This is a genomic window from Xylanibacter rodentium (assembly GCF_013166575.1).
GTDB lineage: Bacteria > Bacteroidota > Bacteroidia > Bacteroidales > Bacteroidaceae > Prevotella > Prevotella rodentium.
Genome location: NZ_JABKKE010000014.1, coordinates 1 through 26,174, shown reverse-complemented (window position 1 = coordinate 26,174; position 26,174 = coordinate 1). Strand labels below are relative to the sequence as shown.

The window sequence follows — 26,174 nt, the reverse complement described above, 5'->3', positions numbered from 1 at the left end:
ATTATGGTAACAAACATTCGGATTTCATCCCTCGTTTTCTCGCCATGGCAATGCCCAAACAAGTTTGGCATTGCTCATTTGGCTTAACGAAAACGCTCGTTTTTTATATATATCTGTTGTAACGTCAATTCCGTTTGCAGTTAAAACCCGAGTTCATGTCCGCGGTAGAAATCGAGAAGAGCCGTTTGGTACATATATTCGTATCGTGCTTGTGTCAGGTCGCTTTCGGCTTTCAGATAGTTGTTTTTTGCCTCGTTGAACTCTGTTATGGCGGCTTTTCCGTTCTCGTATTTCGCTGTCATCAGCAGGAAGGCATTTTCGCTGCTTTGTCTGGTCTGGCTGCTGCTGTTGTATTTGGCTGCTGCAGCCTTGGCGTTGTAGTACACCTGTTGAATTTCCTTGTATAGTGTTTTCCTGGTGTTGTCCAGTTGCAACATCTGTATCTCACGGCTGATTTTGGCCGATCGTATGTTGTTGCGTGTTTGAAAGCGGTTGAATATCGGGATACTCAGGTTGAACCCTATATATTGGCTGAAGTTGTTCTTCATCTGCTCGGAGAATGACTCGGCTCTGAATCCGGAAGTCTTGTAATAGTTGGACCCCAGTCCGGCGTTGAGTGACAGCTGCGGATAGAGAGCCGAACGTGCAATTGCAATATTCCGTTCCGTGCCTTTCAGCCGTAGTTGTTCAGCCTGTATTTCCGGTCTGGATTCTAAAGCCTCTGCGAATATCACGTCGGGCGACGGCAGTATTGCCGTATAGGTAGAAGTGTGCCCGTCGGATGATGGAGTGCTGTCTGTTTCGGGACGGATGATGGAAAAATTCTCAGGTGTGGGCAGCTCAAGCAACTGCGATAACGTAAGTATAGCCAGCTTCATGTTGTTGTCTGCCTGTGTAGCCGTGTATCGGCTTTGTGCCAATGTAGCCTTCTGTTGGGACAGTTCCACCTCACTTGCCTTTCCGTTGTCTGCCATAGCCTGTAGCCTTTCGGTCTGCATTGAGTCTATGCTGATTTGTCTTTGTGCCACGTCGGCAATCTCCATGGCATAGAGAATCTCCACGTAAGCCTGTGCCACCTGCATCCTTATGTCGTTTCTGGCTTTTTCGAGGTCGGCCGTGGCAGCTTCAAGATTCAGTCGGTTCAGCTTGATTGTATTGGGAATGTTCATGCCAGTGAATAGCGGAATGCCCGTTCCGATGCTGAACGATGTGCTGCTCGTATTGGTGTTGGTATAAGTGTTTTGTGCCGTCAGTCCGCGGCCGAACGAGAAATTCTGGCTTACCGAGGCATCAAGGTTTGGCAGCCTGCTGTTTCGGGCTGTAGACAGTTGAAGTTCCTGCCGGCGTCGTTCGTTCTCGTGTTGTTTTATTCCAATGTTGTGTTCCAGAGCATGGTCGATGCACTGCTTCAGTGTCCAAGTCCTGACTTGTTGTGCCGGCATGGCTGTTGCGGCCAACATGAGTGTCAGTGACAGTACCGGCTTTATATGGCTCATTCTCATGATTGTCTTCGTGTGTTTGTTGTTGCGTGATTGATATTGTCCTTGATTAATCATTTGGCGTGATTATTTGTTGTCGTCCTCTCCTACAATCTGCGGGCCGCGCACTTTGTCCTTTGCCGTCAGTCCTTTCTTGATTTCTATGTTCACGCCGTCGCTGAGTCCTGTTGTTACCGGCTTCCGCTCGTAGGTCTTCTTGTCACTGCTGCCTTTGACTATGTATACGAATGTCGAGTCACCTTCGAAGTTGATGGCGCTTTCCGGCAGAGTGAGTACTCCGGTGACTTTGTCAAGCACAATCTCGGCGTTGGCACTGTATCCCGAACGTATGTTTCTGCCGTTTGCGATATTTACGGCCGCCTTTATCTCAAACTGGTTGGCACCGTTGTTTTCCAAGGCTTTGGGCGATATGTACTCCAGCGATGCGTCGAATTTCGTGTTATGCATTGCTCCGATTGTAATTTTCATCGGCATGTTCTCTTTCAGTTGTCCCACTTCGGTCTCATCGATGTTTCCCTTGAATATCAGGTCGTTCATGTTTGCGACATTCGCTATGGTCGTTCCGTCGTTGAATGAGTTGCTCGGTATGACTGAGTTGCCCACTTTGACAGGAATGTCGAGTATTACTCCGGATATTGTTGAGCGTATCAGAGTCGAACTGGCATTGGCATTGCTGCGCGACACACCGTCGCGTACCACCTGCAGGGCGTCGTCCGCCGCCATCTTTTCCTCGTGTGCCTGTTGCAGTGCCTGGCTCACTTTGTCAAATTCCTCGGCACTGACCAGCTTCTTGTCGTACAGATTCTTTTCGCGCTCAAAGTCCGTCTTGGCTTGCTTCAGGTTGATTTCGGCCATGCGCACGCGGCTTTCGGCTGAACTGAGCGAGCTCATCTCGGGTATCACTGTCACCTTGGCTATCACTTCTCCGGCCTGTACATATACTCCGGCCTCCTTCGTTATTTCAGTGATAATACCGCTTATCAGCGGTTTTATGCTTACCTCGTTGCGCGGCTCGATCTTGCCGGTGATGATGGTTGTACGGGCAATATCGCCTTTCTTGGGCAGAAACTCGTTGTAGGCCACAGGTTTCGGCTGCGACTTTTGATAGAGGAATACGAATGTTCCGATGAAAATCAAGGCGATGATGACCGCGATAATCAGTTTTGAATACTTCTTCATATTGATGTCGTTTTTTTTGTTGTTTTTTCTTTTTATGGCAGGGAATGGGATGGAAATCTACTCGTCCCTCATGGCATCCACAGGTTTTATGCTCATGGCCCGCCATGCCGGGGCGAGTCCGGCCATACCACCGAGTATGGTAAGTAGTGCGGCAGCGGATATGGCCGTATGGAAGTCAACCTGAAACCTTGCTGCGGTAATCCCGTCGGTAGTGGTGCCCAGTTCAAGCATCTGCAGTATGGTCACGGCAAACAGAATGCCGCTCATGCCTGCCACAGCGGTCAGCACTATGCTTTCTGCCAATATTTGCGACAGGATGTTGGACGGTGTGGCTCCTATGGCTCGTCTTATGCCGATTTCGGTGGTTCGCTCGCGCACGGTCACCATCATTATGTTCGACACACCGATGGCTCCGGCCAGCAGTGTGCCTATGCCCACGAGCCATATCAGAAAGTTCACACCGTTGAACAGATTGTCGAGCATCATGAACATCACCTCGGTGTTGAATATAGCCACGCCCTGTTCGTCGGAGGGATCAACCGAATGAGCCCGTGCCACCACTTCGCGCATGCGGTCGGTCAGTGAACTCATGGTCACACCGGGTCGTGCCGTCACGGCAATGATGTCGACACTGTTGCCGCGGTTGTATGCTTTCTGTACCACAGTGATAGGCAGTACTATCGCTCTTTCGGCCCGTCCTCCGATGTTGATGTTTCTCATCGAGCAGTCCACACCCACCACATTGTAATATATATTGTTCACGCGTATGGCCTTGCCGCAAGGGTCTCCGCCACCCGGGAAAAGGTCGTTGTATATTCTCCGGCCTATCACACACACCTTTCTGTTGTGCGTCATGTCCATCTCGTTGAGGTATCGGCCGTATAGCATTTGCGGTTCGGCAATGCTGCTGTAGTCAGGGGTGGTGCCTCTTACGCTACATGATGCCGACCGGTCTTCAAACACAGCATTGTCGCCACGTGAGAACAACAGCGGACAAGCCTTGTCAATCTCCGGTATGTGCTGTTTGAGCCGCTCTACATCCTTGTATACCATTGTCCATTGCCTGCCTTTGCTCAGACCTTTGTACGCCTTGGTGGTAGGTTGCGCCCATACCATGGCCGAGTTGGTGGCAAATCCGGCGAAGTTGTTTTGCAGCATTTCTTTCAATCCGTTGCCGCCTCCGATTAGGGCTATCAGCATGAACACGCCCCAAAAGACTCCGAAGCCGGTCAGAAAACTGCGGCTCTTGTTGCGTGTGAGTGTGTCTATGATTTCCCTGTATGTATCTATGTCGGGTTTCATTTTTTTGTTGTTATGGGAGTTTTTTTGTGGGATTAATGGAATTATTGTTTGCTATTCGGCCCTTAACGCCTCTATCGGCCTTATCCTTGCGGCTTTGCGTGCGGGTATTAGTCCGGCGATGGTGCCGGCTGCTATCATCACGAGCGTAGCTTCGATACAAACATCCAGTCCTACTGTAGGATTGGCGAAAATCGTAGCCTCAAACATCCCCGTGTCCACTTTCTCGTGCCCTATGGTAGCATCCATATATTCGTTGGCGGCTATTCCGCAGAGCATGCCGGCATATCCGAATATTGTGGTAATGATGACACTTTCCACTATAATCAGCCGCAGGATAGACCAAGGTGTGGCCCCTATGGCCTTGCGGATGCCGAATTCGCGGGTGCGTTCTTTTACGGTGATGAGCATGATGTTGCTCACGCCGACAATGCCGCTGAGCAGTGTGAACAGCCCCACTATCCACAGTGCCGTGCGTATGATGCCTATGCCGGTGTTCATCTGTATGTTGTCCATGTACCGGTTCCACAGCCATACGGCGCTGTTGTCATCGGGAGCGGCACGGTGGTTGGTGTTCAGTTTGGTGCGGTATCGGTCTTCAAAGTCCTTGTTCTGCTGCTCGGTGACCAGCCCGTGAAACGAAAACTCGATGTCGCCGACCTCGTCGCCCATGCCGTATATGGTCTTTATCGTGGTGAACGGAGTGAACGTTTCGTTGTCCTGCATGCTTTTGTCGGGCTTGTATATGCCCACCACCTTATATGCCGTGCCGTTGATGTTGACGTGGCGCCCCACGAGGCGGGCATATCCTTTCGGCATCAGCTCCTTTGCATGATCCTTGTTCACCACCAACACCTTTCGCCTTTCGCGTATGTCGATATTGTTTATGAAGCGTCCGTACAGCAGTTCGCGTTTGTTTATCTCGAAGTGGTTGGGGTATACTCCTGCCAGGTCAGGATTTACATATTGGTTTCCGAAGCTCATTGTCACACCATACTGGCTGAGTGATGCCCCGACATTGTCGACATTGTCGGCGAACAGGCATCCGGTGCTCGTCATGTCCTTTTCGTTGAGACTTATTTTCCGGCCCTCTTTCAGTCCGTCGTACGGTTTTGATGTCCAACCGCCGAACACCATCATCGAGTTGGTAAGGAAGCGGTCGGAACTTTGCAATTGTGCGTTTATCAGCCCGTTGCCGGCGCCGAGCAGGAATATCAGCATGAATATGCCCCATGCCACGGAGAAGCCTGTGAGTGCCGTGCGGAGTTTGTTGCGTCGGGCGGTTGCCCATATTTCGGTGAATATGTCTTTCATTTCATCACTCCTCCCATGCCGAAAGGCGATGCATGGTGGTCGTTGTTCTCCTCTATGCTGCCTATCAGTCCGTCCTTGATGTGTACTATCTTGTTTGTCTCGTTGGCCACGCCGCTTTCGTGCGTCACCACCACTATCGTGATGCCCTGCTCCTCGTTGAGCTGTTTCAGCAGCTGCATCACCTCCACACTCGTCCGTGAGTCGAGTGCTCCGGTCGGTTCGTCGGCAAGGATAATCTGCGGCTGTGTTATCAGTGCGCGTGCTATGGCCACACGCTGCTTCTGTCCGCCCGACAGTTCGTTAGGATAATGTCCCGCCCATTGCGCCAGTCCCAGCCGGTCGAGATATTCCATTGCCATCTGATGGCGCTTGCGGCGGCTCACGCCCTGATAGAACAGCGGCAGCTCAACGTTTTCCACTGCTGTCTTGAACGATATGAGATTGAACGACTGGAAGATGAATCCAATCATGCGGTTGCGGTATTCCGCCGCCCGCCTTTCGCTCAGGTTCCATATCAGCTGTCCGCCGAGACGGTATTCGCCCGAGTCGTAGTTGTCGAGTATGCCAAGAATGTTGAGCAGTGTGGACTTGCCCGAACCCGACGAGCCCATTATCGATACAAACTCTCCGCGACATATGTCGAGGTTTATGCCTTTGAGCACGTGTAGAGGCTGTGCGCCGTGATAGGTCTTGTTGACATCGCGGAGAGTCAAAACGCTTTCCATAAATCCATAATTTTTGTTTTATTGTTTATATGTTGAATTTAATTTTCAGTTTTCTCGCCGTGGCAAAGTCTGGGAAAGCTCGTTTCGTCCATCAGGGTCGACGAGAACATTCATTTCCGTTGCAAAGGTAATACTTTGTATTGAAAATATACTGTCGGTATTTTACCCCCCCATTTTATATTTTGTTAATACTAAAATACGTAATTTTGCTTCTGTGCATCTTGATTGACGGAGATGTTTTTATTGCATTAGACGGGTGTGGTGGCTGAAAAGTTGCGATTAAGTTGTAAAAACTTCGCAATCTAATCGGCCCGCTCAGGTTTTGGCCGTGCATCCTTGCCGTCACTCCCACCGCTTTACCACCTCGTCTATGCCAATCCCCAGCAGTCTCATACGGCGGAACACGTCGGGCAGTGTCTGCTCCATAAACTCCCTGCGGCGTGCCTGCATGATGGTGTCGCGTGCGCCTGCGGACACGAAGTAGCCAAGGCCGCGGCGGTTGTAGATGATGCCGTCGCGTGCCAAAGCGTCGTACGCCTTCACGGCCGTGTTGGTGTTCACCTGCAGCAGCACGGCATATTCGCGGACGCTCGGTATGCGGTCGTCGTCACCGTAGAGGCCGGCCAGAATCTCGTCGCACAGGCGGTCGGCCATCTGCAGGTATATGGCCTTGTCGTTGCTGAATGTCGTCATAGGTTGATGGTTCTGTCGTTGATTACCTGCATGCGTCTGAACAGTTTCCAGCTCACTATGTAGAATACCACAGAGAGCATTGCGAATATGCCGGACAATATGTATAATGCCATGATTTTCTGTTCGATGCTACATCTGCGCCCGAAGAGTGTCCCGTCTATAAACGGGAAGTTGCCGGTATGCAGCAGTATTATGGCCAGCACTATGGCTGTGAGCGTAGTGAGCAGCCAGGCATTGCGTCGGAACAGTGTGCCGCCCAGAATATAGAATGAATGCGCCATCACACAGAATGAAATGCAGTACGTCATTATGGCATAATTCTCTTTCTGCTTCAAGGCATGTATGGAGTCGCCAGTGTGTGCCGTTCCACAGTTGGCCAATACATTACATACGGACTCGTATAATATGCCCGTACCTGTCGCCACCACCGAGCCGGTATATCCGTAACCGGCTATCCACCATATCACAATACGTATCAGATCGGCCGCCACCGATGCACATATGAATATCAGCGCGAATCCCACCGTGGCCCACAGCCAGCGCACAATATATTTTTCGGCATTGGATGCCGGCAGCATACAGAAGGCGATGCGCTGTTGTTTTGTCCTCATGTTGGCAAATATAAGGCTTGCCCCCGCCACCATGAATACAATGAAGCTGATATTGGTCTCTATCGCCATTGACCTGTACTGACTGGTGATATAGTCGGGAGAATACATGACGTTGAGCATGTTCAGAAAATGTACTGTATACAGTATGAGCAGCCCGAAAGTCATGCCGGCCATTATCCTTACAGACGATTTCCAGTTTGTTGTAGCGTCCCACTTTGCCGTGAGCCAGAGGCGCTTGGTGTTCAAATTTTCCATTGTCGTTGTTTTATTTGTTTGCTGTTGATTGTCGGATTTCATTCCGCGTTTTCATTCCGGTTCTTGATTGTTGTCCGTCCGGTTCACGTAGTTGAACAGCAACTCGAGATTCAGCGGTGTCTCGGGCGATGCCTCGTTCCGTCGTGCTATCACGGAGTTGCCCTGAAGCGACGGCTCGGCATACAGGACATCATCGCTGTCGGCGGCTCCGGGCTGGCGTATTTCGAACGAATATTGCGAGCATATGTCGGCCACGGAGGCATTGAGAAGCACTTCGCGGCGGTTTATCATCAGGATGTGGTCGAGCAATTGCTCTACGTCGTGTACCTGATGTGTGGAGATGACGACAGTGCGGCTGTCTGTCATGCAGTTGGCCACCACGCGGCGGAACTGGCTCTTTGACGGTATGTCCAGTCCGTTTGTCGGCTCGTCCATCAGCAGCAGTCGTGTGCCGGCGGCCAGTGCAAAGCTCATGTATACCTTCTTTTTCTGTCCCATCGACAGTTTGCCCAGTTGCATTGAGAGCGGCAGCTCGAAGTCGCGAAGACACGTGTCGAGCACATCTCGGCTGAAGTTGGGGTAGAACGGGGCGTTCATTTTCACATACGTGTCGAGCGATACCGGTGGCAGGTCGAATTCTTCGGGCACTATAAACATCTCGCGGAGCATCTCGGGGCGGCGCAGCCGTGTCTCCACGCCATCCATTTTCACTGTGCCATGTTGCGGGCTGAGCAGTCCGCTTATGATATAGAGCAGTGTCGACTTGCCTGTGCCGTTCTTGCCGAGCAGTCCGTAGACGCAGCCTTCGTTCAGCGTCATGCTGAAGTTCTCGAAGATGTTGTCACCGTGCCTTGCAGTGTCAGACTTGAGGAATGGCAGGCCGCGGAGGCTGACATACTTGAAGCTGATGTTGTTGATTTCAATCATATATGTGTCGTTTTTATATTGTTGTTTCGTTTGTCGTGTCTTGACCGAAGCTGTCGCAGGCGCTACGGATTGGCGGCTTGCGGTGTACTACTGTAATAGTACACCGCAAAGGTAATACAAAATAGGCGCCCATACAAATGTTTTTCTGTGTTTTTGCGTCGAAATTTCTTTTTTAACATTTCCACATATTCTATATAACAGAGGGTTGACCTGCTGACTTTCCTGGCATAAAGACATATTGTAAGTAGGTATTCAAAATTAATTATCATAAGTTAGTCAACAAAATTAAACTACATTATCGTCCGGACAATAGGATGGATGCGCCTTGAATGAACGCGCCCCGACGGGGCAACGAGCACATAGCCCAGGGTAGAGCGCAGCGGCACCCTGGGAACTACACGATTGCACGCATTCGCCCTGAAAGGGCAAAAGCATTAATTATCAGATACTTACAATTTTTATATTACATATATTTTTATGCTTTTGCCCTTGCAGGGCGCGGGGATTGGCGATGTTTGAATTCCAGGGTGCCGCTGCGCTCTACCCTGGGCTATGTGCTCGTTGCCCCGTCGGGGCGCGTTCATTCAAGGCGCATCCATCCTATGTCCGGACGATAATGTAGTTTGATTCTATAGACCGACTTACGTAAAGACATGCCTTTGTGTCATGAATGTAATGTCTTTCTTGCATGAATGTAATGTCTTTCTTGCATGAATGTAATGCCTTTCTTGCATGAATGTAATGTCTTTCTTGCATGAATGTAATGCCTTTCTTGCATGAATGTAATGCCTTTCTTGCATGAATATGTCTTTATGTCTGAAAAGAGGTGCTTCTTTCATATTGATATGTATTGATGGCGAAACCGTAAAGTTCCTTCTCCGTACGTTGCGGTATGTACATATTATTCTGAAAAAAACGCATTTTAATTTTCGTGAAATAGAAAAACCGTCAGGCCTTCTCTGCTTTCTTTACACACGTTTTCTGCACTGTTTTCTTGCCGTAAGGGCCTCCCGGCACTCCCGCAACGGCCGTTTCGCATTGCAATAAGGCCGGTTTCGCAATGCAATAACGGCCTTATTGCAATGCGAAACGGCCCTCTCTGCTTTCTTGACAAAGTCACGCTGTCGTAACGTGTTGACTGTCAGCGCTTCCGGTTTGAGCCAAAAATCGCGAATTTCAAGGTCTTGGCCGGAAATCGCAATTCAAGTGCCGCTTAACATATGTTAAAGTAAAGATAGTTCGTATTCAGATGTTTTTTTGAAAAAAACCGTGTTTCCGATGTCACAAATTTCCGTTATATCCGTTTTGTCATTAGAAACAGATATGAAACCAGATACGTTCAACCGTGAAATATTGCCGATACGCATGCGTCTGATGGTCAGAGCACGGCAGCTTACAGGCGATGACGGCAGTGCCGAGGACCTCGTACAGGAGGTGATGCTCAGACTGTGGAGCATGCGCGACGAGCTTGACCGGCATGCCAACCCTGAGGCTTTGGCCATGACCATACTGCGCAACAAGGCCAACGACCGCTGGCGGCGGTGCAGGCTCGAACGCGAGAGTGTGCAGACGGTGATGCCTTGCGGCACGTCTGAAGAGGAACGGGCCGAAGCGGCGGACGACGTACGGCTGATAGAACATATTGTAAACGGTCTGCCGCCATTGCAGTCACGCATCTTCAGGATGAAAGAAATGGAGGGATATGAGGCCGATGAGATAATGGCAATAACGGGATGCACGTCCGAAAGCCTCAGGCAGAACCTGTCGAGGGCGCGGCGGAGGATACGTGAGGAGTTTATAAGGATTACAACATCGAGAGTATTATGACAAAGGAGGAGACAGGAATACTGATAGAAAAATATCTCGACGGCGATACCACCAATGCCGAAGAGCAGCTGCTGAGACAACATTTTAATGATGTTTCCTCAGCTGATATTCCCGAAGAATGGCGGGTGTACAAGGCGCTGTTTGCCTGGGAGACGAATTGTGGGGCGGCCTGCCGTGGCGTGGACCGTACTGTGGCGGCCGGAAGTAGTGAGGACATGGCCGCGCGGTCGCCGGTGATGCGGCGTTTGAATATGCTTCTGACTTCGGCAGCCGCTTCAGCGGCCATACTCATGGCAGTGTCCGTGTGGCATGTGCCGTCGGCCGGCCGGCAGTGTTATGCCGTGATAGACGGCCGTATATATACCGACAACGATGTGGTGGAGCGTGAGGCCGAAGAGGCTCTGTCGCTGGTGGCCGGTTCCTGTGACGACGCTTTTGATGCCCTGATGATGATGAGATCGTGTGGCGGAGATATAACAGACGATGACGAATAAAAAAACGAATGGCAGTTATGAAAAGATATTTTTATATCGGCAGCCGCATGGCCGCGATTGTCATCATGCTGATGATGACGGCGGCAACGGCCCTGGCACAGAACGTGCATGTAGGTCAGCTGTTCTCGCGCTTCGGCCATGCCCGCGGTTGCAAGATGGTAGAGATGCACGACACGGAGCTGAAAGGATACAGCCTCAGTGTCTACAAGAGCCTTACCTATGGCAGACGTCAGCAGAACGAAGTGAACAGCAGGCTTATGTCCGACCGCAAGCATGCAAAGAAAATACGTGAAGTGGTGGACGACGGCCGTATAGTGAGCGGCTATTACATGATGCCGCCGGTTGCCGCCGGTTGCAACCGTTATATATTGTTCAGCAATACCGGAGACGGCAGTGGCGCGGTGATATATATAGAGGGCCGTCTGTCGCCCGACGACATCATGAAGATATGTTACGGCAAGTGATTGCAGGCAACAGCATCGGAAAAGAAATAAAACAATACAATACAATCATGAGAAAACTATTACTTGCATTATGTGCGGCCGCAACGGCTGTTGCAGCCGGAGCCGTGGAGGCCGGAGACACTACGGTGGTGTATCAGGGAAAGACATTCGTGTTGGGCACTGACAGCAGTGAGACAAAGGTGGCTGTCTATGAAAGTCATGGCGCCGAAATGAAGAAGACACACGAAAGCTCGTATGTGGACGGACGGGAGATAGAGCAGGTGTATATCACATCGCCGTTTCTGCCGCAGAAGAGAAGTCCGCGCCGCTATCGCGACCATATTCCCGAATTTTATTACGGAATGGCCCCTTTGGCCGGAAGCGTCGGCGGATTCAACGGCGGCAGCCGGCTGCATACCAACGCGGGCAAGTCTTACGAGTGGGGACTCACGCTGTTCGGCATGGGCATACCGTTCAATCACGCACATACTTTCGGAGTGACAACGGCATTGTCATGGGGATATGCAAGACATAATTTCGACAAGGGATATGCCATGTTCAATGTGGACGGACGTACGGAACTGCTGCCGCTTGCCGACGACGAAGGGGCAGAGAAAAGCTATATGAGCTACTGGTACTTGCGTGTGCCGGTGATATTCGACTGGCAGAAACGCATCAACGCCAATGAGGTGTATGCCGGCTTGGGTCTGTCGCTGGAATATCGCAGCGACGAGCATTCGCGTTTCAAGGGAGGCAAGAGCGGCACAATAACACCTGCCGGAGATATCAACATGAACCATGTGGGGCTCAATCTTGAGGCTCATGTGGGCTACGGTGGTCTTGTTATCGGATTGCGCACTGCTCTTACACCGTTGCTCAACACGTCGTCAGCGCCACGATGCTATCCCGTGAGCATGACGGTGGGATTGAAGCTGTGGTAAAATATAAGGCCTAAGATTTTGCTCTCTCCCTAAATTAATGTAACTTTGCCGGCGGAATACAAATACACATATTAATATACAAAGGCATGATACTTTTTTTTAGGACTCCGCAAAAGAGCGTGATTGCTACCGAGACAGACCACCGGTTGAATCAGGATGAAATCAATGAACTTTGCTGGCTTTACGGCGATGCCGAGCTCGTAGAGAGTGAAAGCATGGACGGCTTCTTCGTAGGCCCGCGTCGCGAGATGATAACTCCTTGGAGTACGAATGCCGTCGAGATTACACAGAACATGAATCTCCGCGGCATTTTGCGTATAGAAGAGTTCTTCCCGGTCGAATCGAAGGATGCCGGGCACGACCCTATGCTGCAGCGCATGTATGACGGACTGGACCAGACGGTGTTCACCGTCAACCTTGAGCCGCAGCCAATCAGGCATGTCGACAATCTGGAAGAATACAACGAGCAGGAAGGACTGGCGCTGTCGCCCGAGGAAATCGAGTATCTGCACAAGATAGAGAAGGAGCTGGGACGCCCGCTTACGGATTCGGAGATATTCGGTTTCGCACAGATCAACTCCGAGCACTGCCGCCACAAGATATTCGGCGGAACGTTCGTCATCGACGGACAGGAGATGGAGTCGAGCCTCTTCGCAATGATCAAGAAGACGACACAGGAGAACCCGAACAAGATTCTTTCGGCATACAAGGACAATGTGGCCTTTGCCCAGGGACCGGTGGTGGAGCAGTTCGCGCCGGCCGACCAGACCACAAGCGACTGGTTTCGCGTGAAAGATATAGAGAGCGTAATCTCGCTGAAGGCCGAGACGCACAATTTCCCCACCACGGTGGAGCCTTTCAACGGTGCGGCAACGGGCACCGGCGGTGAGATTCGCGACCGCATGGGCGGCGGTGTGGGCTCATGGCCCATCGCCGGAACGGCTGTCTACATGACGGCATATCCGAGGATAGAGCAGAGAGTAGAGAGCAGAGAACAGAGGTATGATTACTCTCAGGACTCGGCACAGGGTGAAGCTGCAAAAGGTAATCATACCTCTTCACTCGACACTCAGAACTCAGAACTCTTTGGTTTCCCTGCACGTCCCTGGCTTTACCAGACTCCGGAGCAGATTCTCATCAAGGCTTCGAACGGCGCAAGCGACTTCGGCAACAAGTTCGGGCAGCCGCTTATCTGCGGTTCGGTGCTCACGTTCGAGCATCAGGAGAGCGCAGAGAATACAGAGAGAGCAGAGAGCAGAGAACAGAGGTATGATAACTCTCAGGATTCGGCACAGGGTGAAGCTGCAAAAGGTAATCATACCTCTTCACTCGACACTCGGAACTCAGAACTTAACGTCTCTTCACTCGACACTCGGAACTCAGAACTTAACGCCTCTTCACTCGACACTCGGAACTCTAACCCGAACTTGAACCCGAATACCAAGTATGCCTACGACAAAGTGATAATGCTGGCCGGCGGCGTGGGCTACGGCACCAAGCGCGACTGCCTGAAGAAAGAGCCCGCCAAGGGCAACAAAGTGGTCGTAGTGGGTGGCGACAACTACCGCATCGGACTGGGCGGAGGCTCGGTATCGTCGGTAGACACCGGCCGCTACAGCAACGGCATCGAGCTGAACGCCGTGCAGCGTGCCAATCCCGAGATGCAGAAGCGTGCCTACAACTTGGTGCGTGCGCTCTGCGAGGGCGACGTGAATCCGGTGGTGAGCATCCACGACCACGGTTCGGCCGGCCACCTGAACTGTCTCTCGGAACTGGTGGAGGAATGTGGCGGACGCATCGACATGACACAACTGCCCATCGGCGACAAGACATTGAGCGCCAAGGAGATAATAGCCAACGAGAGCCAGGAGCGCATGGGACTGCTCATCGACGAGAAGCACATCGAGCAGGTGCGCCGCATCGCCGAGCGCGAGCGTGCCCCGATGTATGTGGTGGGCGAGACCACTGGCGATGCGCACTTCTCGTTCGAGCAGGGCGACGGCGTGCGTCCGTTCGACCTCGACGTTGCGCAGATGTTCGGTCATTCGCCCAAGACCATCATGCGCGATGTTACCGTAGAGCGGCATTATGAGAATGTAACTTATGTAGGTCAGAGTGCAGAGTGCAGAGAGCAGAGGTATGATAACTCTCAGGACTCGGCACAGGGTGAAGCAACAAAAGGTAATCATACCTCTTCACTCAACACTCGGAACTCTGAACCGGCAACCTCTTCACTCAATACTCTTGACTCTGCACTGGACAACTATCTCACCAACGTCCTCCAGCTTGAGGCCGTGGCCTGCAAGGACTGGCTGACAAACAAGGTTGACCGTTCGGTGACGGGAAAGATTGCACGTCAGCAGTGTCAGGGACGCATACAGTTGCCGTTGAGCGACTGTGGTGTGGTGGCACTCGACTATCGCGGACGCAAAGGTATCGCCACGTCGCTCGGTCATGCTCCGCAGGCAGGACTGGCATCGCCCGAGGCCGGCAGTGTGCTATCGGTGGCCGAGGCGCTGACCAACATCGTGTGGGCTCCGTTGGCCGAGGGTATGGACAGCCTGAGTCTGTCGGCCAACTGGATGTGGCCTTGCCGCTCGCAGCAGGGTGAGGACGCACGTCTGTACAGTGCCGTAAAGGCTTTGTCCGACTTCTGTTGTGCCATCCATGTCAACGTGCCTACGGGCAAGGACTCGTTGTCGATGACACAGCAGTATCCCGGCGGTGACAAGATAATAGCTCCGGGAACGGTTATCGTCAGTGCCGGCGGTGAGGTGAGCGACGTGCGTAAGGTAGTGTCGCCCGTGCTCGTCAACGACAAGAACGCATCAATATATCACATAGACTTCTCCTTCGACGAGCAGCGTCTGGGCGGAAGCGCTTTTGCCCAAAGCCTCGGCAAGGTGGGCGACGATGTGCCTACGGTGAAGAATCCGGAATACTTCTGCGATGCTTTCAATGCCGTTCAGGAACTTGTCAAGCGCGGATGGATAATGGCCGGACACGACATCAGTGCCGGCGGACTAATCACGACATTGCTCGAAATGTGCTTCGCCAATACCGAAGGCGGACTGAGCGTCAACCTTCACGACCTGTGCAGCGACGGCGACGTGGTGAAAACGTTGTTTGCCGAGAACCCCGGAGTGGTCATAGAGGTTAGTGACGAGCACAAGACTGAGTTCCGCAAGTTTATGGAAGATTGTGGCGTGGGATTTGCTAAGATTGGATATTCGGTACCGGGAGAGCGCACGATTAAGGTGAAGAGTGGTGACTTCGAACACGTGTTCGACATCGACGCGCTGCGCGATGTATGGTATCGCAAGTCGTACCTGCTCGATCGCAAGCAGAGTTTCAACGGATGTGCCGGCGAGCGTTATGCCAACTACAAGAACCAGCCGCTTGAGATGAAGTTCAACAAAGCCTTCACCGGCAGTCTCGCACAGTACGGGATATCGGCCGACCGCCATGATATGACGGGCGTGAAGGCTGCCATCATACGTGAGAAGGGTACCAACGGCGAGCGCGAGATGGCCTACTCACTCTATCTGGCAGGCTTCGACGTTAAGGACGTGATGATGACCGACCTTATCACCGGTTGCGAGACGCTTGAGGATGTGAACATGATCGTGTTCTGCGGAGGATTCTCCAACAGCGACGTGCTCGGTTCGGCAAAAGGGTGGGCCGGTGCCTTCCTCTTCAATCCGAAGGCCAAGGAGGCTCTTGACAAGTTCTATGCACGCAAGGATACGCTGTCGCTCGGCATCTGCAACGGTTGCCAGCTTATGGTTGAGCTCGGTCTGGTGGGCAGCAAGGAGGGTGGCAAGGCCCGTATGCTGCACAACAACTCGCATAAGTTTGAGAGCGGTTTCGTCTCGCTTGACATCCCCCAGAACAACAGCGTTATGTTCGGCTCGCTCGGTGGGAGCAAACTCGGTATATGGGTGGCCCACGGTGAGGGTAAGTTCTCGTTGCCCGAAGCCGAGGACAAATATAACGTGATAGCCAAGTACAACTACGCCGGCTATCCCGCCAATCCCAACGGCAGCGACTACAACGTGGCCGGTATCTGCTCGGCCGACGGCCGACATCTGGCAATGATGCCGCACCTTGAGCGCGCCATCTTCCCGTGGCAGAACGCATGGTATCCCGCCGACCGCCGCAATGACGACGTGACACCGTGGATAGAGGCGTTTGTCAGTGCGAGGGAATGGATCGCCGGGAGAAAGTGAATTGAGTTTTTTTAAAAAAAGGAGTCAGAGGAGTAAAAGGGAGCGATAACTCCCTTTTACCATTTGGCTCCTTAATACTTATAGGAAATGTCCGATATTTATCTTACATCTTTCAAGACATTTTTCAAGATAGGGTTGTTTACCCTTGGTGGCGGATATGCCATGATACCGCTTATAGAAAAGGAGGTCGTGGACAACCATAAGTGGATGACGCGCGAGGAACTGCTCGATGTGATTGCCATCGCGCAGAGCTGTCCGGGAGTGTTCGCCATCAATCTTAGTACGTTTGTAGGCTACAAACTGCGCAATACGCGTGGTGCCATATGCACGTCGTTGGGCACGGCCTTGCCTTCGTTCATCATCATCCTGCTGATAGCCATGTTCTTCCGGCAGTTTCAGGACAACCATGTGGTGGCGGCCGTCTTTCGCGGAATACGTCCGGCGGTGGTGGCTCTGATTGCCGTACCTACATTCAACATGGCCCGCAAGGCCGGCATCGGTTGGGCCAACTGTTGGATTCCCATACTCGGAGCGCTGGCCATATGGGCTTTTGGCGTGTCTCCGATAGCAATAATCGTCATAGCCGGTGTCTTTGGCTGGCTATACGGCAAATTTATAGCACCTACAGAACAATGATATTCCTACAGCTTTTCATAACATTCTTCTTCATCGGACTTTTCGGTTTCGGTGGAGGTTACGGTATGTTGTCGCTCATACAGGGCGAAGTGGTGCACCATTGGCACTGGATGACAACGAGCGAGTTTACCGACATCGTGGCCATAAGCCAGATGACCCCCGGACCCATCGGCATCAACAGTGCCACCTATTGCGGATATACTGCCGTGCACAATGCCGGCATGGGCAACGCCATGGCCATACTCGGCAGCATTACGGCTACATTTGCCCTCGTACTGCCATCGCTCATTCTGATGATTCTGATAAGCAGGATGTTTATGAAATACATGAATACCTCTGTCGTGCAGTCTGTTTTCATGGGGTTACGTCCGGCGGTGGTGGGACTGCTCGGAGCGGCTACGCTACTGCTCATGACGTCTGACAACTTCTCTACACCGTCGCAAAATCCATGGCAGTTCTGGATAAGCACGGCGCTCTTTGCGGCAACGTTCGTCGGGACCATGTATTTCAAGATAAACCCCATACGGATGATTCTCTACTGCGCATTGGCCGGACTGCTGTTACTGTACTGACGAAAGTGTCAGGTATCGATGTGCCGTGAGCATAGACATGGAATGATGTCATGTGAGTGGCATATAACAATAATTTTTTTAACTATCATTTATGAACAGATTGGTATCTATTGTCTCATTTGTTGTTTTCCCGCTTGTCGTTCAGGCACAGTCATTCGTTACCGACCGTCCGATGGTTCACGACCCCGTTATGGCACGTGAGGGAAATATGTATTATATGATGAGTACGGGCCGTGGCCTGCAGATGGCAGAATCTGCGGACAGAAAGACATGGCGGGTGTGGCGTGATGTGCCGTTGTTGGACGAGATTCCGGCATGGACACACGATTCGGTACCGGGATTCCGCGACCATGTATGGGCTCCGGACATAATACGGTGGCAGGACCGTTGGTGGATGGCTTACAGCTGTTCGACATTCGGAAAGAACACTTCGGCTATCGGGCTTGTCTCTGCCGACAGTCTGCGGCCGCTTTCGGCTGATGGCAGGAATATGATAAAGTGGCGCGACGAGGGTCCGATAGTGTGTTCGAAAGGTAAGCGCGACAATTGGAATGCAATCGACCCTAATTTCATCATCGGTGAAGACGGTATGCCGTGGCTTGTGTTCGGCTCTTTTTGGGACGGCATACAGCTCGTACGACTTGACTCAACCATGCATATGGCACGACCGGCGTATCAGCGTACTATCGCCCGCCGCGTGACAAACGGGCGTGAGAATCCGGTTGAGGCTCCGTTCGTTTTCCGTCACGATGGATGGTTTTATCTGTTTGTGTCGTGGGACTACTGCTGCCGTGGCATGGAGAGCACATATAAGGTGGTGGTGGGGCGCAGCCGCACTGTTGCCGGTCCGTATCTCGACCGCGACGACAAGGATATGGCCGAGGGTGGCGGAACGCTCGTTATCGAAGGTGACAAAAAGCGATATGAGGCTGCCGGGCATAGTGCGGCATACCGTTTCGACGATGAAGACATCTTTATATGCCATGGTTATAGTATAGCAGATAAGGGCGCTTCCGTGCTTGTGCAGAAGAAAATAAAGTGGACGGAAGACGGATGGCCGGAAATAGAATAATTGAGAATTGAAAGTTGATAGTTGAAAATTATGATTTGCTGCAAGAATACTAACGTTTTCGTTAGCCATATGGGCAGAGTGAGCTTGCTCAAACTCTGCCATGGCGAGAAAACGCGCATGAAAATGAACGTTTTCGTTAGCCATATGGGCAGAGTGAGCTTGCTCAAACTCTGCCATGGCGAGAAAACGCGGGATAGAATCCGGCATAAAGATATCTTTTTAGCAAATCATAATTTTCAACTATCAACTTTCAATTCTCAATTATTTTACTCTTCCGTTACCCCGCAGTTTTCGGTGTCAAGCACCAGATGCGCCTTCTCCATCGTGAGGAACGTGCCTTTTACGCCGGTGGGCAGTCCGCTTACGGTGTATGAATAGTTGTAGGTCTTGCCGGTGGCGGTTGCCGTAACGGTTTTCATTGTTGCCTTGTCGCCGTCCACAGTTACGGTCATGTCGACAGCGGCACCGTCCATGTCGTCACCAAAAGTGTCCCAGTTGTAGTCGTGTGTCATTCCGGCTGTGCGCTGTGCCTCGGTGGCATAGTCTCCCCATCCGTAAGCGTCGGCCCTCAACACGAAGTATTCCTTATATCCGCTTTCACCACGTTCCTTACCGTTGGTCAGTACGAGCAGCCAGTTGTTCCAGTTGGCGGCCTTGTCGGTATAGTTGGTGAACGAGTAGTGGAACTCACAATTGGACGATGAAGAGGTGAGATAAGGTGTGAATACCGTCCAGAATGCCGCGGTATTGTCCTCGGCCCCGTATGTCACGTGGCGCTGTGTCTCTGTTTTCTTGCCCCAATAGTTCTTCTTTCCGGTCGAGGTATATCCGGCATATACTATCGTCGCCTTGCGTGGCGAAGACTCCCAGTCCGTTTCGCGGCACACAAGCAGTTTCTGTGTGCCGATGGTAAGCAGCCCCTTTCCGGCATCATATTTCCAAGTCCTGCCGCTGAAAGGTGAGCCCTGCACCTTGTGGTCGGCAGTGAATGTCAGCATTGTGGGTGTGCACTGCTTCTGATACTGATATTCCAGAACGATGTTTTCCCAAGTACCTACGAGTTCGTCCTCCGTTATCGGAGCCTGTGGCACGGCGCCGTAACACTCCGGCATCACCACCGGCCATCCGTCTTCCGTCCATAGTATGCGGCGTACCTGTCCCATCATGATGGCGTTGCTGTAAGGATCGTCGTAGGCGTTGGCAGGCAGACGGCCCTGTGACGAATAGTACCAGTTGTCGTTGCCGTCGTCAAAAACCGCGCAGTGGCTTATGCCCACCCATCCGTAGCCTTGCGAGAATTTATAGGGATGTGTCAGCAACGGCCAGGCGTCGCCACCGTTAGCAGTGACGTTTGTGCCGTCTATGCCGTAGTAAGGACCGTCGATGTTCTTGGAGCGTACCACTCGCGTATTGTATGCCACGGCCAGTTCGTCGCAGGCCATGAACAGATAGTAATATCCGTTGCGGTATACCACCTCGGGAGCTTCCGTGGCCTGCCAGCGGTTGCCCATCTGTCGGGTGTATATGCGCTTTCCGTAGGCGCTGATGTCGCCCCATGGCATTCCGAGTTCTTTCTTGGGCATGCCTGTCTCGGCATCAAGTTCTAAGGCGGCGAATCCCGAATGCCACGAGCCGTAGACGAGCCAGTGCCCGCCTTCGGGCGTTATTATATACGATGGGTCTATAGCGTTGTATTTGAAGTAGCAGTTGGCCCAGTCGTCCGGTTTGACATGATAGTTTAGTTGCTTGTCTGATGCGTTTGTCAGCACATATCCTTTGTCGGTCCAGCTGCTTGCACGCCACGGGGTGGCAGTCTCCATCATACCGATGAAGGCCCGTTCGCTCCATGTGCCGTCACCGGCGATGGTGCCCGGACAGGTGATGGCGTAGTACATGCGATAGAGCCCGTTCCTGACCTTGCGCACACATGGTGCCCAAAAGCCGAACTGATTGTCATCGTTGAAGTCGGCCGTACTTTCGCCAAGTCCCATGGCAGCGCGTATCTCATTGAGTTTTGGCTTGACCCATGCCGGCAGTTTTGGCATAGTGGTGCCAAGAAATGTCCAGTCTACAAGATTGCGCGAGCGGCGGCACATGAAGTGCCCGTGCCCCGTATGTGCATTGCCGAAACTGGCGTCGGTGGTGTACATATAATAATATCCGTCTTCGGCACGCATCACAGACGGGTCGTGCACGTTGGCCAGATTCCATTGGCGCCGCTTGTCCCATCCTGAAATGTTGCGATAATAGTCGCTGTATGTCGGTGCCTTGTAGTTGTTGAGGCGTTCGTCCAGCGGCATCGTTGTTATACGGCTGATGTTGCTGATGTTCTTTCCGCCGAATGTCCAGCTGCCGTCAGTGCCTTTCTTGAATGCGGCGTCGGTGGTGCCCGGGATATTCTCGTGTGTGCCGTCGTTCATCTCGGCCACAAACTGTGCTTGTGCTGCGGTGGCGGTGGCGAGCAGTGCCGCCATCATTATGTGTCTTGTTTTCATGTCATGTTCCTCTCGTATTTTATTTCTTTAAGAATTTGACGGAAGTTTCTCCTGTCCGCAGCATGTATACCCCTGAGGGTAGCCCGGTCACGTCGACGATAGTTTTGCCCTCCATTACCCTTATATTGCGCACTTTCCGCCCTCCGGTGTCATATACTTCGACCTCAGTCCCGGGCTTGCATCCGGTCAGTGTCAGCCTGCCGTCTATGCAGCCTTCCAACATCGGGGTGTTGCAGCAGCGTTTGGCGGTGGCTATGCTTGTGGGGTCTACGAGGGCAAAGTTTATTTCTTTTGCTCCGTATATCACGGTGCCGTCGGTGCATACCACGGAAAACGAGTCTTCACCGTCGGCAGCCAGCAGAAATCCCACCTTGTCCATAAGCACCTGTGTGCCGCTCTGTGGTTCCACCAGCGCCCATTCTTCCTGTACGTTCTGCGCCATGGCAGCTGCAGGACAGGCCATCATCAATGGTAGTAACAGTCTTTTCATATGCTCTTGTTTTTTGTCAGTAATTCATAACGGTTGTCATTTGTGTCGGTACGTCATCACCGCTGTCTTCCTGTAATGACGTCAGAGATAGTAGTTCCGGTTACAAAAGTACGATAAAAAAGTGAGATACGGAAAAATGCGGCACAATATAATAAGGGCTGTGTCATTTCTCCACGAGCAGTATGTCGCCGACGATGCCCGAGGGCACGAGCCTGCTCTTGCGGTCGTAGAGCTTGGTGTACATCTGTATGCGGCGTTCGTGCTCGGGCAGCATGTCATCGCCTACAAGCCGGTTGACCAGTGAGTTCCTCACTTCGATGCGGATATCGTTTTTGCCGTTCTTCATCATACCGGTGACGTCAGTTTCCCACGGTGTGCACCACACTATGCCGGCATCGTGTCCGTTTATATATACACGTGCTATGCCCTTTATGGCAGGAAGGCGCAACATGAGTCTTTTATTCTCTTTCGTGTCGGCTTTTTTATGCTTGCCCTGTCTTTTGCCGGGCAAGTCGTACTTGATGGTTTTCTCGTATATGGCAAGGCCCGAGAAATATTTTATGTCGGGATTGTCGTGTGTGGTCCAGTCGGTCAGTTCGCTGAATACTACCGGATACTTTGGCCCGCCCATCAGCGTGTCGAATGTTACGGTCCACGGTCCTTCTATCGGCGACGCTGTCTCTTCGGTATTTATGCTGTATGTCTTTAATCCTGTCGCTGCCTTCCGGCGTGCCACGATGAATCCGGCCTCGTCGGGGAGCATCCGTAACACGGCTTTCAGTCCGTGTGGTGTGTGGATGGTGGCAAGTCGGCGCCGTTTGCCGTCGATGGCGTCCCACCATTCAGCTTCAGGATAGTCGGTGCGCAGTGTCACGGTGTCGGCAAAGGTGCGTGTTTTTGAGTGGTTTACGAGGAAATAAATATCGGTCTCGTCGGTCTTCCGGTGCGAGAAGAACACCCTGTCGGTGGCGCTTTTCTTGCTTCTTATACCGAGGTCGGGGAGTATGCCGGCCTTGTCGAGCATTTGTGCGAGAGCATTGTCGGGCATGGTGCGGTTGTCGAACACGGGCAGTCCCTGTGTCTTGAGCTGTGCGATGCGCTTTTCCGACTCTGGTCCCACCACGGCTGTTTTCTCTATGGCAAGCATGCGGTAGCGCGAGGCGTCGATGTGTTGCAGTCCGTCGGCGGAGCAAACGTCGAAGTCGTAGCCCTCGGGGATTACCGGCAGATTGTGTGCCAGCAGTTTCATGGGGGCTTCGTCGCCGGCGTATACTATGATGTCGACCACCGGTCGCCCTTGGCGCATCATATAGCTGTTGCGTGCCTGGTAGTCCCAGAATCCGCGCAACAGCGGCCACATCGGGTTGCACCTGTTCAGGGCGTAGTCGCGGTTGTAGCCGGTGTTTATCCTTACCGGCCCGGACGTGCCGGCGGAATGCACCCATGGCTGCGACTCGGATGCGCACACTACAAGTTCGTTAACCCTGAATGCAGCAGCCATGTCGGTCTCGTCCTTCACCTCTCCGGGCGTGTTGTTGTAGTTGAAGTCGGTGTAGGCTTCGGCCGACGCTATGTGCTTGTTGTAGATGTTGGCTGCCGATGCCGCTTCCTTGATGTCGTAGGCACCGTTGTGCATGCGTGTCCAGAACTCACCCTGCGGGCGTTCCACCCGTCCCTTTGCCGCAAGGTTGTCGGAGCAGATGCTCTGTCCGTTTCCCATGGCCTGTGCCGTGAAGTGCACTCCGGCCTTGGTGGCCATCCGCTGCAGGGTGGTGAAGTAGCGGTCGTTGATGCCGCCGGCAATGGTACGGCGCAGGTCGTGCAGGAAATTCTCGGTCTCTTCCACCGAGTTCACTATGTAGCCCTGCATGGCCGGCAGGAAGGGCGTGATGTCGTATCCGCATGTCTTGCTGAACAGTGCGGGGAAATCGTGCGTCCAGTTTTGTGCCCCGGCCTCGTGACTGTCCATGCAGATGCCCGACAGGGGGCTGCCGGCGGCTCGGAGCGAGTCGATTATCACTTGTGCGTAGTTGTTCCAGTGTGTTTCAGCCGCGTGTGCGTTGAGTTTGTCGCATTCCAGACCGAGCAGATTCTTGCGCCCGTGCTTTGTCTTGCCGTTGGTGGGTGCGTAGTAGAAGTGTATTATCTTCCAGTCGGTTCCTTTCGGCGCGTGCCAGTCGAGCCGGTCTTGTGCGTCGATGCGTGCGGTCAGGTCGATTATGTCTTTTCTGTTTACCACCTCGTCGCCCTTGTAGTCGGGTGTTTCCGTCCGGCGGATGTATTCGGTGCTGTATGCCGCGCGTTCCTCCCACCGGTATGTGGCCGCGCGTGCCGACAGCTCCACGTTGCTTATCTTCAGTTCGCCCGTTGCCGGTTTGTCGCCTATCATGGCCTTGGTGTTGTTGTCGGCCTTCCACCATCCGTGCAGGTTCAGGCGGAAGAAGCGCCCCGTTGCTGCCGGAAAACTGATGGTGAGGTTGCGACTGAGCGACGACTTGCGGTAGCAGGGCTTCAGCGTGGCTGCCTTGCGCCATGTCACGCTGTCGTCGCTTACCTCCAGCTCGCCCAGTGGCGGCAGCAGCGTGAAGTTGTTGCCGCAGAAGTCGTCCTGCGGGTCGCACGGCTCGTTCATTATGCTCTGCGGACCTTTGCTGTAGCCGTTCGACATGTACGCCAGCGAGCGGGCTGTGAACGGCTTGTCGAAAGCGGCAATAAGCACCGTGGTCTCCTCGCGGGTCGAAAAGCCCGCGGGCAGGCACTTCACCGTCTCATGGCAGCCGCTCTTCACCGGTATGGCCAGCACGGCCACGCGGTGGCTTCCCCTCCTGGAGGCCTGCGGCAGCCCGCCGGTATAGTGCGTGCCTCCATGTACCAGTGTCTCGCTGCTGTAGAGTGCCTGCATGCCCAGTTCGGGCGTTATCCACGGGCCTCCGCATACGTAGCCGTTGGAGATGTTCATCTCGAACGACAGGCCGAGGCGTGCCGCCTCCTTGGCCGAGAGTTTCAGCATGTACCACCACGTGGGGCTCATCGACGGTGCGGCATCGGGGGTGCCGGGGCCGTGCTGCTGGTCGTAGTATACCACGCCGCCCACACCGGCCCGGCTGTAGGCTTCGAGGTCGGCCCGTATGCCTTCTTCGGTTGTCGTGTTCTCGCCGTGAAACCACCATACCTTGGTACGTGTAGAGTCTGGCACGCGGCTGAACTCGTCGTACATCTTGTCCACGTTCTGTGCTCCGGCGCTTGCCGCGAAAGCGATGCTTGACAGTAAAATCAGTTTTTTCATATAGTTTTATATTTACAGCATATATATACTTTCACTCAAGCATCGCCATTATCCGCTCCATCTCGCTCCTGCTGACCCGTCGGCCGCGCAGTGAGCGGGTGAGGGGGAACGATGCGAAGTAATCGTTTGCCGATACGTACCATTGTCGGCTCTTTATCATCGGTGACTGTGCGGCTATGCTGTCCACATGCGCTATGTACGACGGATTGACCACCGATACGAACTGCCGGCCGTCGGTAGCGGTGAGTGTCAGCACGTTGTACTGTGCTTTGCGGTTCGCTTCTGCCACTGCCCATTGTCGCGTGTTGGTGCTTACCGTTATGTGCCATCCGTGGCTGTTGAGTGTGTTCATCATCCTCTTGAACAGTACGCCGTGCGGTGACGTGTCGCGCATCCCGTGGTAGGCTATGTGGTAGTGTATCATCTCGTGCAGCAGTATGTTGTGATAGTCGCGCTCGGTGATGTCGTAATAGCGACTCACCTTTATTGTGAAACCGGTACAGACGGACGGCCGCAGAATTTTGCGTCGCTCGCGGGTACAAATGAATTGTCCGAGAATGGTGCGCGAGTTGGTCACGGCAAAGCGCGGCACTGGGAGTTTCCCATCGAAGTATGCTTTGTTGAACTTGTCAAAGTATATTGCCAATATATCTGTTGTGATGTCCATATGTTTTGCAAACTTAATTAAAATCCGTTTAAAAATCAAGCTAAATCATTAAAAAGTGACCGTTTTCGTTAAGCCAGATGAGCAGAGTGAGCTTGCTCAAACTCTGCCATGGCGAGAAAACGCGCATGAATATGACCGAATATTGAAGTCTTTTTTGTTTTGTCGTTTTCCGGTTTCTGTCCCGTGGTCTTTCCGCGGCGTTCTTGTGGTAAAACGGTGTTATTGACTTTAGTTTTTAAAGTTATTAGGATTACACCTTGAAGTCAATAACTTTACCGGGTAATCTTATTGACATCATTTTCCGGTGATGTCCTTATCATGTTATGTCTGCGGTCCCGTCGTCTTCTGATAAGGCAGCCTCTATGTCTGTACATTGGTATACTGCTCATTTTTCGATGGTGTCATCTCTCCATAGTATCTCATTTCTCCCATTGTTCCTTTCCCTTTCATGCTATATAATAATGTGTCTCCTATCTTGCTGGTGTTGTTTTGTATGATTTTGCGAAAATTTTGCTTAAAA

The 26,174-nt window shown here is 52.6% G+C and carries 19 protein-coding genes and 1 pseudogene; 8 read left to right on the top strand and 12 right to left on the bottom strand.

What is annotated here, in order from left to right:
• Positions 1-140: 140 nt before the first annotated feature.
• The 8 genes from HPS55_RS09045 to HPS55_RS09010 all read right to left on the bottom strand — a co-directional run bounded on the left by HPS55_RS09045 (position 141) and on the right by HPS55_RS09010 (position 8,502).
• A complete protein-coding gene (locus HPS55_RS09045) occupies positions 141-1,556 on the bottom strand; it encodes a TolC family protein (protein WP_253945869.1) in 1,416 nt (471 codons plus the stop codon).
• Between the two features lie 9 nt (positions 1,557-1,565).
• The gene (locus HPS55_RS09040) at positions 1,566-2,678 is read right to left on the bottom strand and encodes an efflux RND transporter periplasmic adaptor subunit (RefSeq protein WP_172177862.1); all 1,113 of its coding nucleotides are present in this window, start codon (positions 2,676-2,678) and stop codon (positions 1,566-1,568) included.
• Between the two features lie 57 nt (positions 2,679-2,735).
• The gene (locus HPS55_RS09035) at positions 2,736-3,980 is read right to left on the bottom strand and encodes an ABC transporter permease (protein WP_172177860.1); all 1,245 of its coding nucleotides are present in this window, start codon (positions 3,978-3,980) and stop codon (positions 2,736-2,738) included.
• Positions 3,981-4,031: 51 nt separating this feature from the next.
• The gene (locus tag HPS55_RS09030; RefSeq protein ID WP_172324917.1) at positions 4,032-5,291 is read right to left on the bottom strand and encodes an ABC transporter permease; all 1,260 of its coding nucleotides are present in this window, start codon (positions 5,289-5,291) and stop codon (positions 4,032-4,034) included.
• Entirely contained in the window at positions 5,288-6,016 is a 729-nt protein-coding gene (locus HPS55_RS09025) for an ABC transporter ATP-binding protein (protein WP_172177856.1), read from the bottom strand. Before HPS55_RS09025 ends, HPS55_RS09030 begins: the two co-directional genes overlap by 4 nt.
• Before the next feature lie 342 nt (positions 6,017-6,358).
• The gene (locus tag HPS55_RS09020; RefSeq protein WP_172177854.1) at positions 6,359-6,709 is read right to left on the bottom strand and encodes a GntR family transcriptional regulator; all 351 of its coding nucleotides are present in this window, start codon (positions 6,707-6,709) and stop codon (positions 6,359-6,361) included.
• Entirely contained in the window at positions 6,706-7,575 is an 870-nt protein-coding gene (locus HPS55_RS09015; protein WP_172177852.1) for a hypothetical protein, read from the bottom strand. Before HPS55_RS09015 ends, HPS55_RS09020 begins: the two co-directional genes overlap by 4 nt.
• Positions 7,576-7,626: 51 nt before the next feature.
• A complete protein-coding gene (locus HPS55_RS09010) occupies positions 7,627-8,502 on the bottom strand; it encodes an ABC transporter ATP-binding protein (protein WP_172177850.1) in 876 nt (291 codons plus the stop codon).
• Between the two features lie 1,323 nt (positions 8,503-9,825).
• Here HPS55_RS09010 and HPS55_RS09005 point away from each other — a divergent pair.
• The 8 genes from HPS55_RS09005 (at position 9,826) to HPS55_RS08965 (ending at position 18,716) form a co-directional block, all read left to right on the top strand.
• Positions 9,826-10,329 carry an RNA polymerase sigma factor gene (locus HPS55_RS09005; RefSeq protein WP_172177848.1) on the top strand — a complete coding sequence of 168 codons (504 nt, stop codon included), beginning with the start codon at positions 9,826-9,828 and terminating at the stop codon, positions 10,327-10,329.
• The gene (locus HPS55_RS09000) at positions 10,326-10,823 is read left to right on the top strand and encodes a hypothetical protein (protein ID WP_172177846.1); all 498 of its coding nucleotides are present in this window, start codon (positions 10,326-10,328) and stop codon (positions 10,821-10,823) included. The genes HPS55_RS09005 and HPS55_RS09000 overlap by 4 nt, the downstream gene beginning before the upstream one ends.
• A 17-nt stretch (positions 10,824-10,840) precedes the next feature.
• Entirely contained in the window at positions 10,841-11,287 is a 447-nt protein-coding gene (locus HPS55_RS08995) for a DUF6108 family protein (protein WP_253945868.1), read from the top strand.
• Between the two features lie 47 nt (positions 11,288-11,334).
• The gene (locus HPS55_RS08990; RefSeq protein ID WP_172177844.1) at positions 11,335-12,207 is read left to right on the top strand and encodes a hypothetical protein; all 873 of its coding nucleotides are present in this window, start codon (positions 11,335-11,337) and stop codon (positions 12,205-12,207) included.
• An 86-nt stretch (positions 12,208-12,293) separates the two neighbouring features.
• Positions 12,294-16,436: a phosphoribosylformylglycinamidine synthase gene (locus tag HPS55_RS14090; RefSeq protein ID WP_216653141.1), complete on the top strand. Its 4,143-nt coding sequence runs from the start codon at positions 12,294-12,296 to the stop codon at positions 16,434-16,436.
• 87 nt (positions 16,437-16,523) lie between these two features.
• Complete coding sequence (locus HPS55_RS08975; protein ID WP_172177842.1) at positions 16,524-17,072, top strand: chromate transporter; 549 nt, start codon at positions 16,524-16,526, stop codon at positions 17,070-17,072.
• On the top strand, positions 17,069-17,644 hold the full coding sequence (locus HPS55_RS08970) for a chromate transporter (protein WP_172177840.1): 576 nt from the start codon (positions 17,069-17,071) through the stop codon (positions 17,642-17,644). Before HPS55_RS08975 ends, HPS55_RS08970 begins: the two co-directional genes overlap by 4 nt.
• 91 nt (positions 17,645-17,735) lie before the next feature.
• Entirely contained in the window at positions 17,736-18,716 is a 981-nt protein-coding gene (locus HPS55_RS08965) for a family 43 glycosylhydrolase (RefSeq protein WP_172177838.1), read from the top strand.
• Between the two features lie 782 nt (positions 18,717-19,498).
• On the opposite strand, the pseudogene HPS55_RS08960 reads toward HPS55_RS08965, so the two are convergent.
• The 4 genes and pseudogenes from HPS55_RS08960 to HPS55_RS08945 all read right to left on the bottom strand — a co-directional run.
• Positions 19,499-21,112, bottom strand: a pseudogene (locus HPS55_RS08960) (arabinan endo-1,5-alpha-L-arabinosidase); the annotation flags it as partial.
• Positions 21,113-21,230: 118 nt separating this feature from the next.
• Positions 21,231-21,701, bottom strand: a complete 471-nt coding sequence (locus tag HPS55_RS08955) for a T9SS type A sorting domain-containing protein (RefSeq protein WP_172177834.1) — start codon at positions 21,699-21,701, stop codon at positions 21,231-21,233.
• Positions 21,702-21,864: 163 nt separating this feature from the next.
• Complete coding sequence (locus HPS55_RS08950; RefSeq protein WP_172177832.1) at positions 21,865-24,987, bottom strand: glycosyl hydrolase; 3,123 nt, start codon at positions 24,985-24,987, stop codon at positions 21,865-21,867.
• Between the two features lie 31 nt (positions 24,988-25,018).
• Complete coding sequence (locus HPS55_RS08945) at positions 25,019-25,654, bottom strand: SprT-like domain-containing protein (RefSeq protein WP_172177830.1); 636 nt, start codon at positions 25,652-25,654, stop codon at positions 25,019-25,021.
• Positions 25,655-26,174: the final 520 nt, after the last annotated feature.

Coding starts and splice junctions, on each gene's coding strand:
- HPS55_RS09035 (WP_172177860.1), bottom strand. CDS start 3,980: ATGAAACCCGACATAGATACATACAGGGAAATCATAGACACACTCACA.
- HPS55_RS09010 (WP_172177850.1), bottom strand. CDS start 8,502: ATGATTGAAATCAACAACATCAGCTTCAAGTATGTCAGCCTCCGCGGC.
- HPS55_RS14090 (WP_216653141.1), top strand. CDS start 12,294: ATGATACTTTTTTTTAGGACTCCGCAAAAGAGCGTGATTGCTACCGAG.
- HPS55_RS09030 (WP_172324917.1), bottom strand. CDS start 5,291: ATGAAAGACATATTCACCGAAATATGGGCAACCGCCCGACGCAACAAA.
- HPS55_RS08990 (WP_172177844.1), top strand. CDS start 11,335: ATGAGAAAACTATTACTTGCATTATGTGCGGCCGCAACGGCTGTTGCA.
- HPS55_RS09020 (WP_172177854.1), bottom strand. CDS start 6,709: ATGACGACATTCAGCAACGACAAGGCCATATACCTGCAGATGGCCGAC.
- HPS55_RS09025 (WP_172177856.1), bottom strand. CDS start 6,016: ATGGAAAGCGTTTTGACTCTCCGCGATGTCAACAAGACCTATCACGGC.
- HPS55_RS09000 (WP_172177846.1), top strand. CDS start 10,326: ATGACAAAGGAGGAGACAGGAATACTGATAGAAAAATATCTCGACGGC.
- HPS55_RS08945 (WP_172177830.1), bottom strand. CDS start 25,654: ATGGACATCACAACAGATATATTGGCAATATACTTTGACAAGTTCAAC.
- HPS55_RS08955 (WP_172177834.1), bottom strand. CDS start 21,701: ATGAAAAGACTGTTACTACCATTGATGATGGCCTGTCCTGCAGCTGCC.
- HPS55_RS09005 (WP_172177848.1), top strand. CDS start 9,826: ATGAAACCAGATACGTTCAACCGTGAAATATTGCCGATACGCATGCGT.
- HPS55_RS08995 (WP_253945868.1), top strand. CDS start 10,841: ATGAAAAGATATTTTTATATCGGCAGCCGCATGGCCGCGATTGTCATC.
- HPS55_RS09015 (WP_172177852.1), bottom strand. CDS start 7,575: ATGGAAAATTTGAACACCAAGCGCCTCTGGCTCACGGCAAAGTGGGAC.
- HPS55_RS08975 (WP_172177842.1), top strand. CDS start 16,524: ATGTCCGATATTTATCTTACATCTTTCAAGACATTTTTCAAGATAGGG.
- HPS55_RS08950 (WP_172177832.1), bottom strand. CDS start 24,987: ATGAAAAAACTGATTTTACTGTCAAGCATCGCTTTCGCGGCAAGCGCC.
- HPS55_RS09045 (WP_253945869.1), bottom strand. CDS start 1,556: ATGATTAATCAAGGACAATATCAATCACGCAACAACAAACACACGAAG.
- HPS55_RS09040 (WP_172177862.1), bottom strand. CDS start 2,678: ATGAAGAAGTATTCAAAACTGATTATCGCGGTCATCATCGCCTTGATT.
- HPS55_RS08970 (WP_172177840.1), top strand. CDS start 17,069: ATGATATTCCTACAGCTTTTCATAACATTCTTCTTCATCGGACTTTTC.
- HPS55_RS08965 (WP_172177838.1), top strand. CDS start 17,736: ATGAACAGATTGGTATCTATTGTCTCATTTGTTGTTTTCCCGCTTGTC.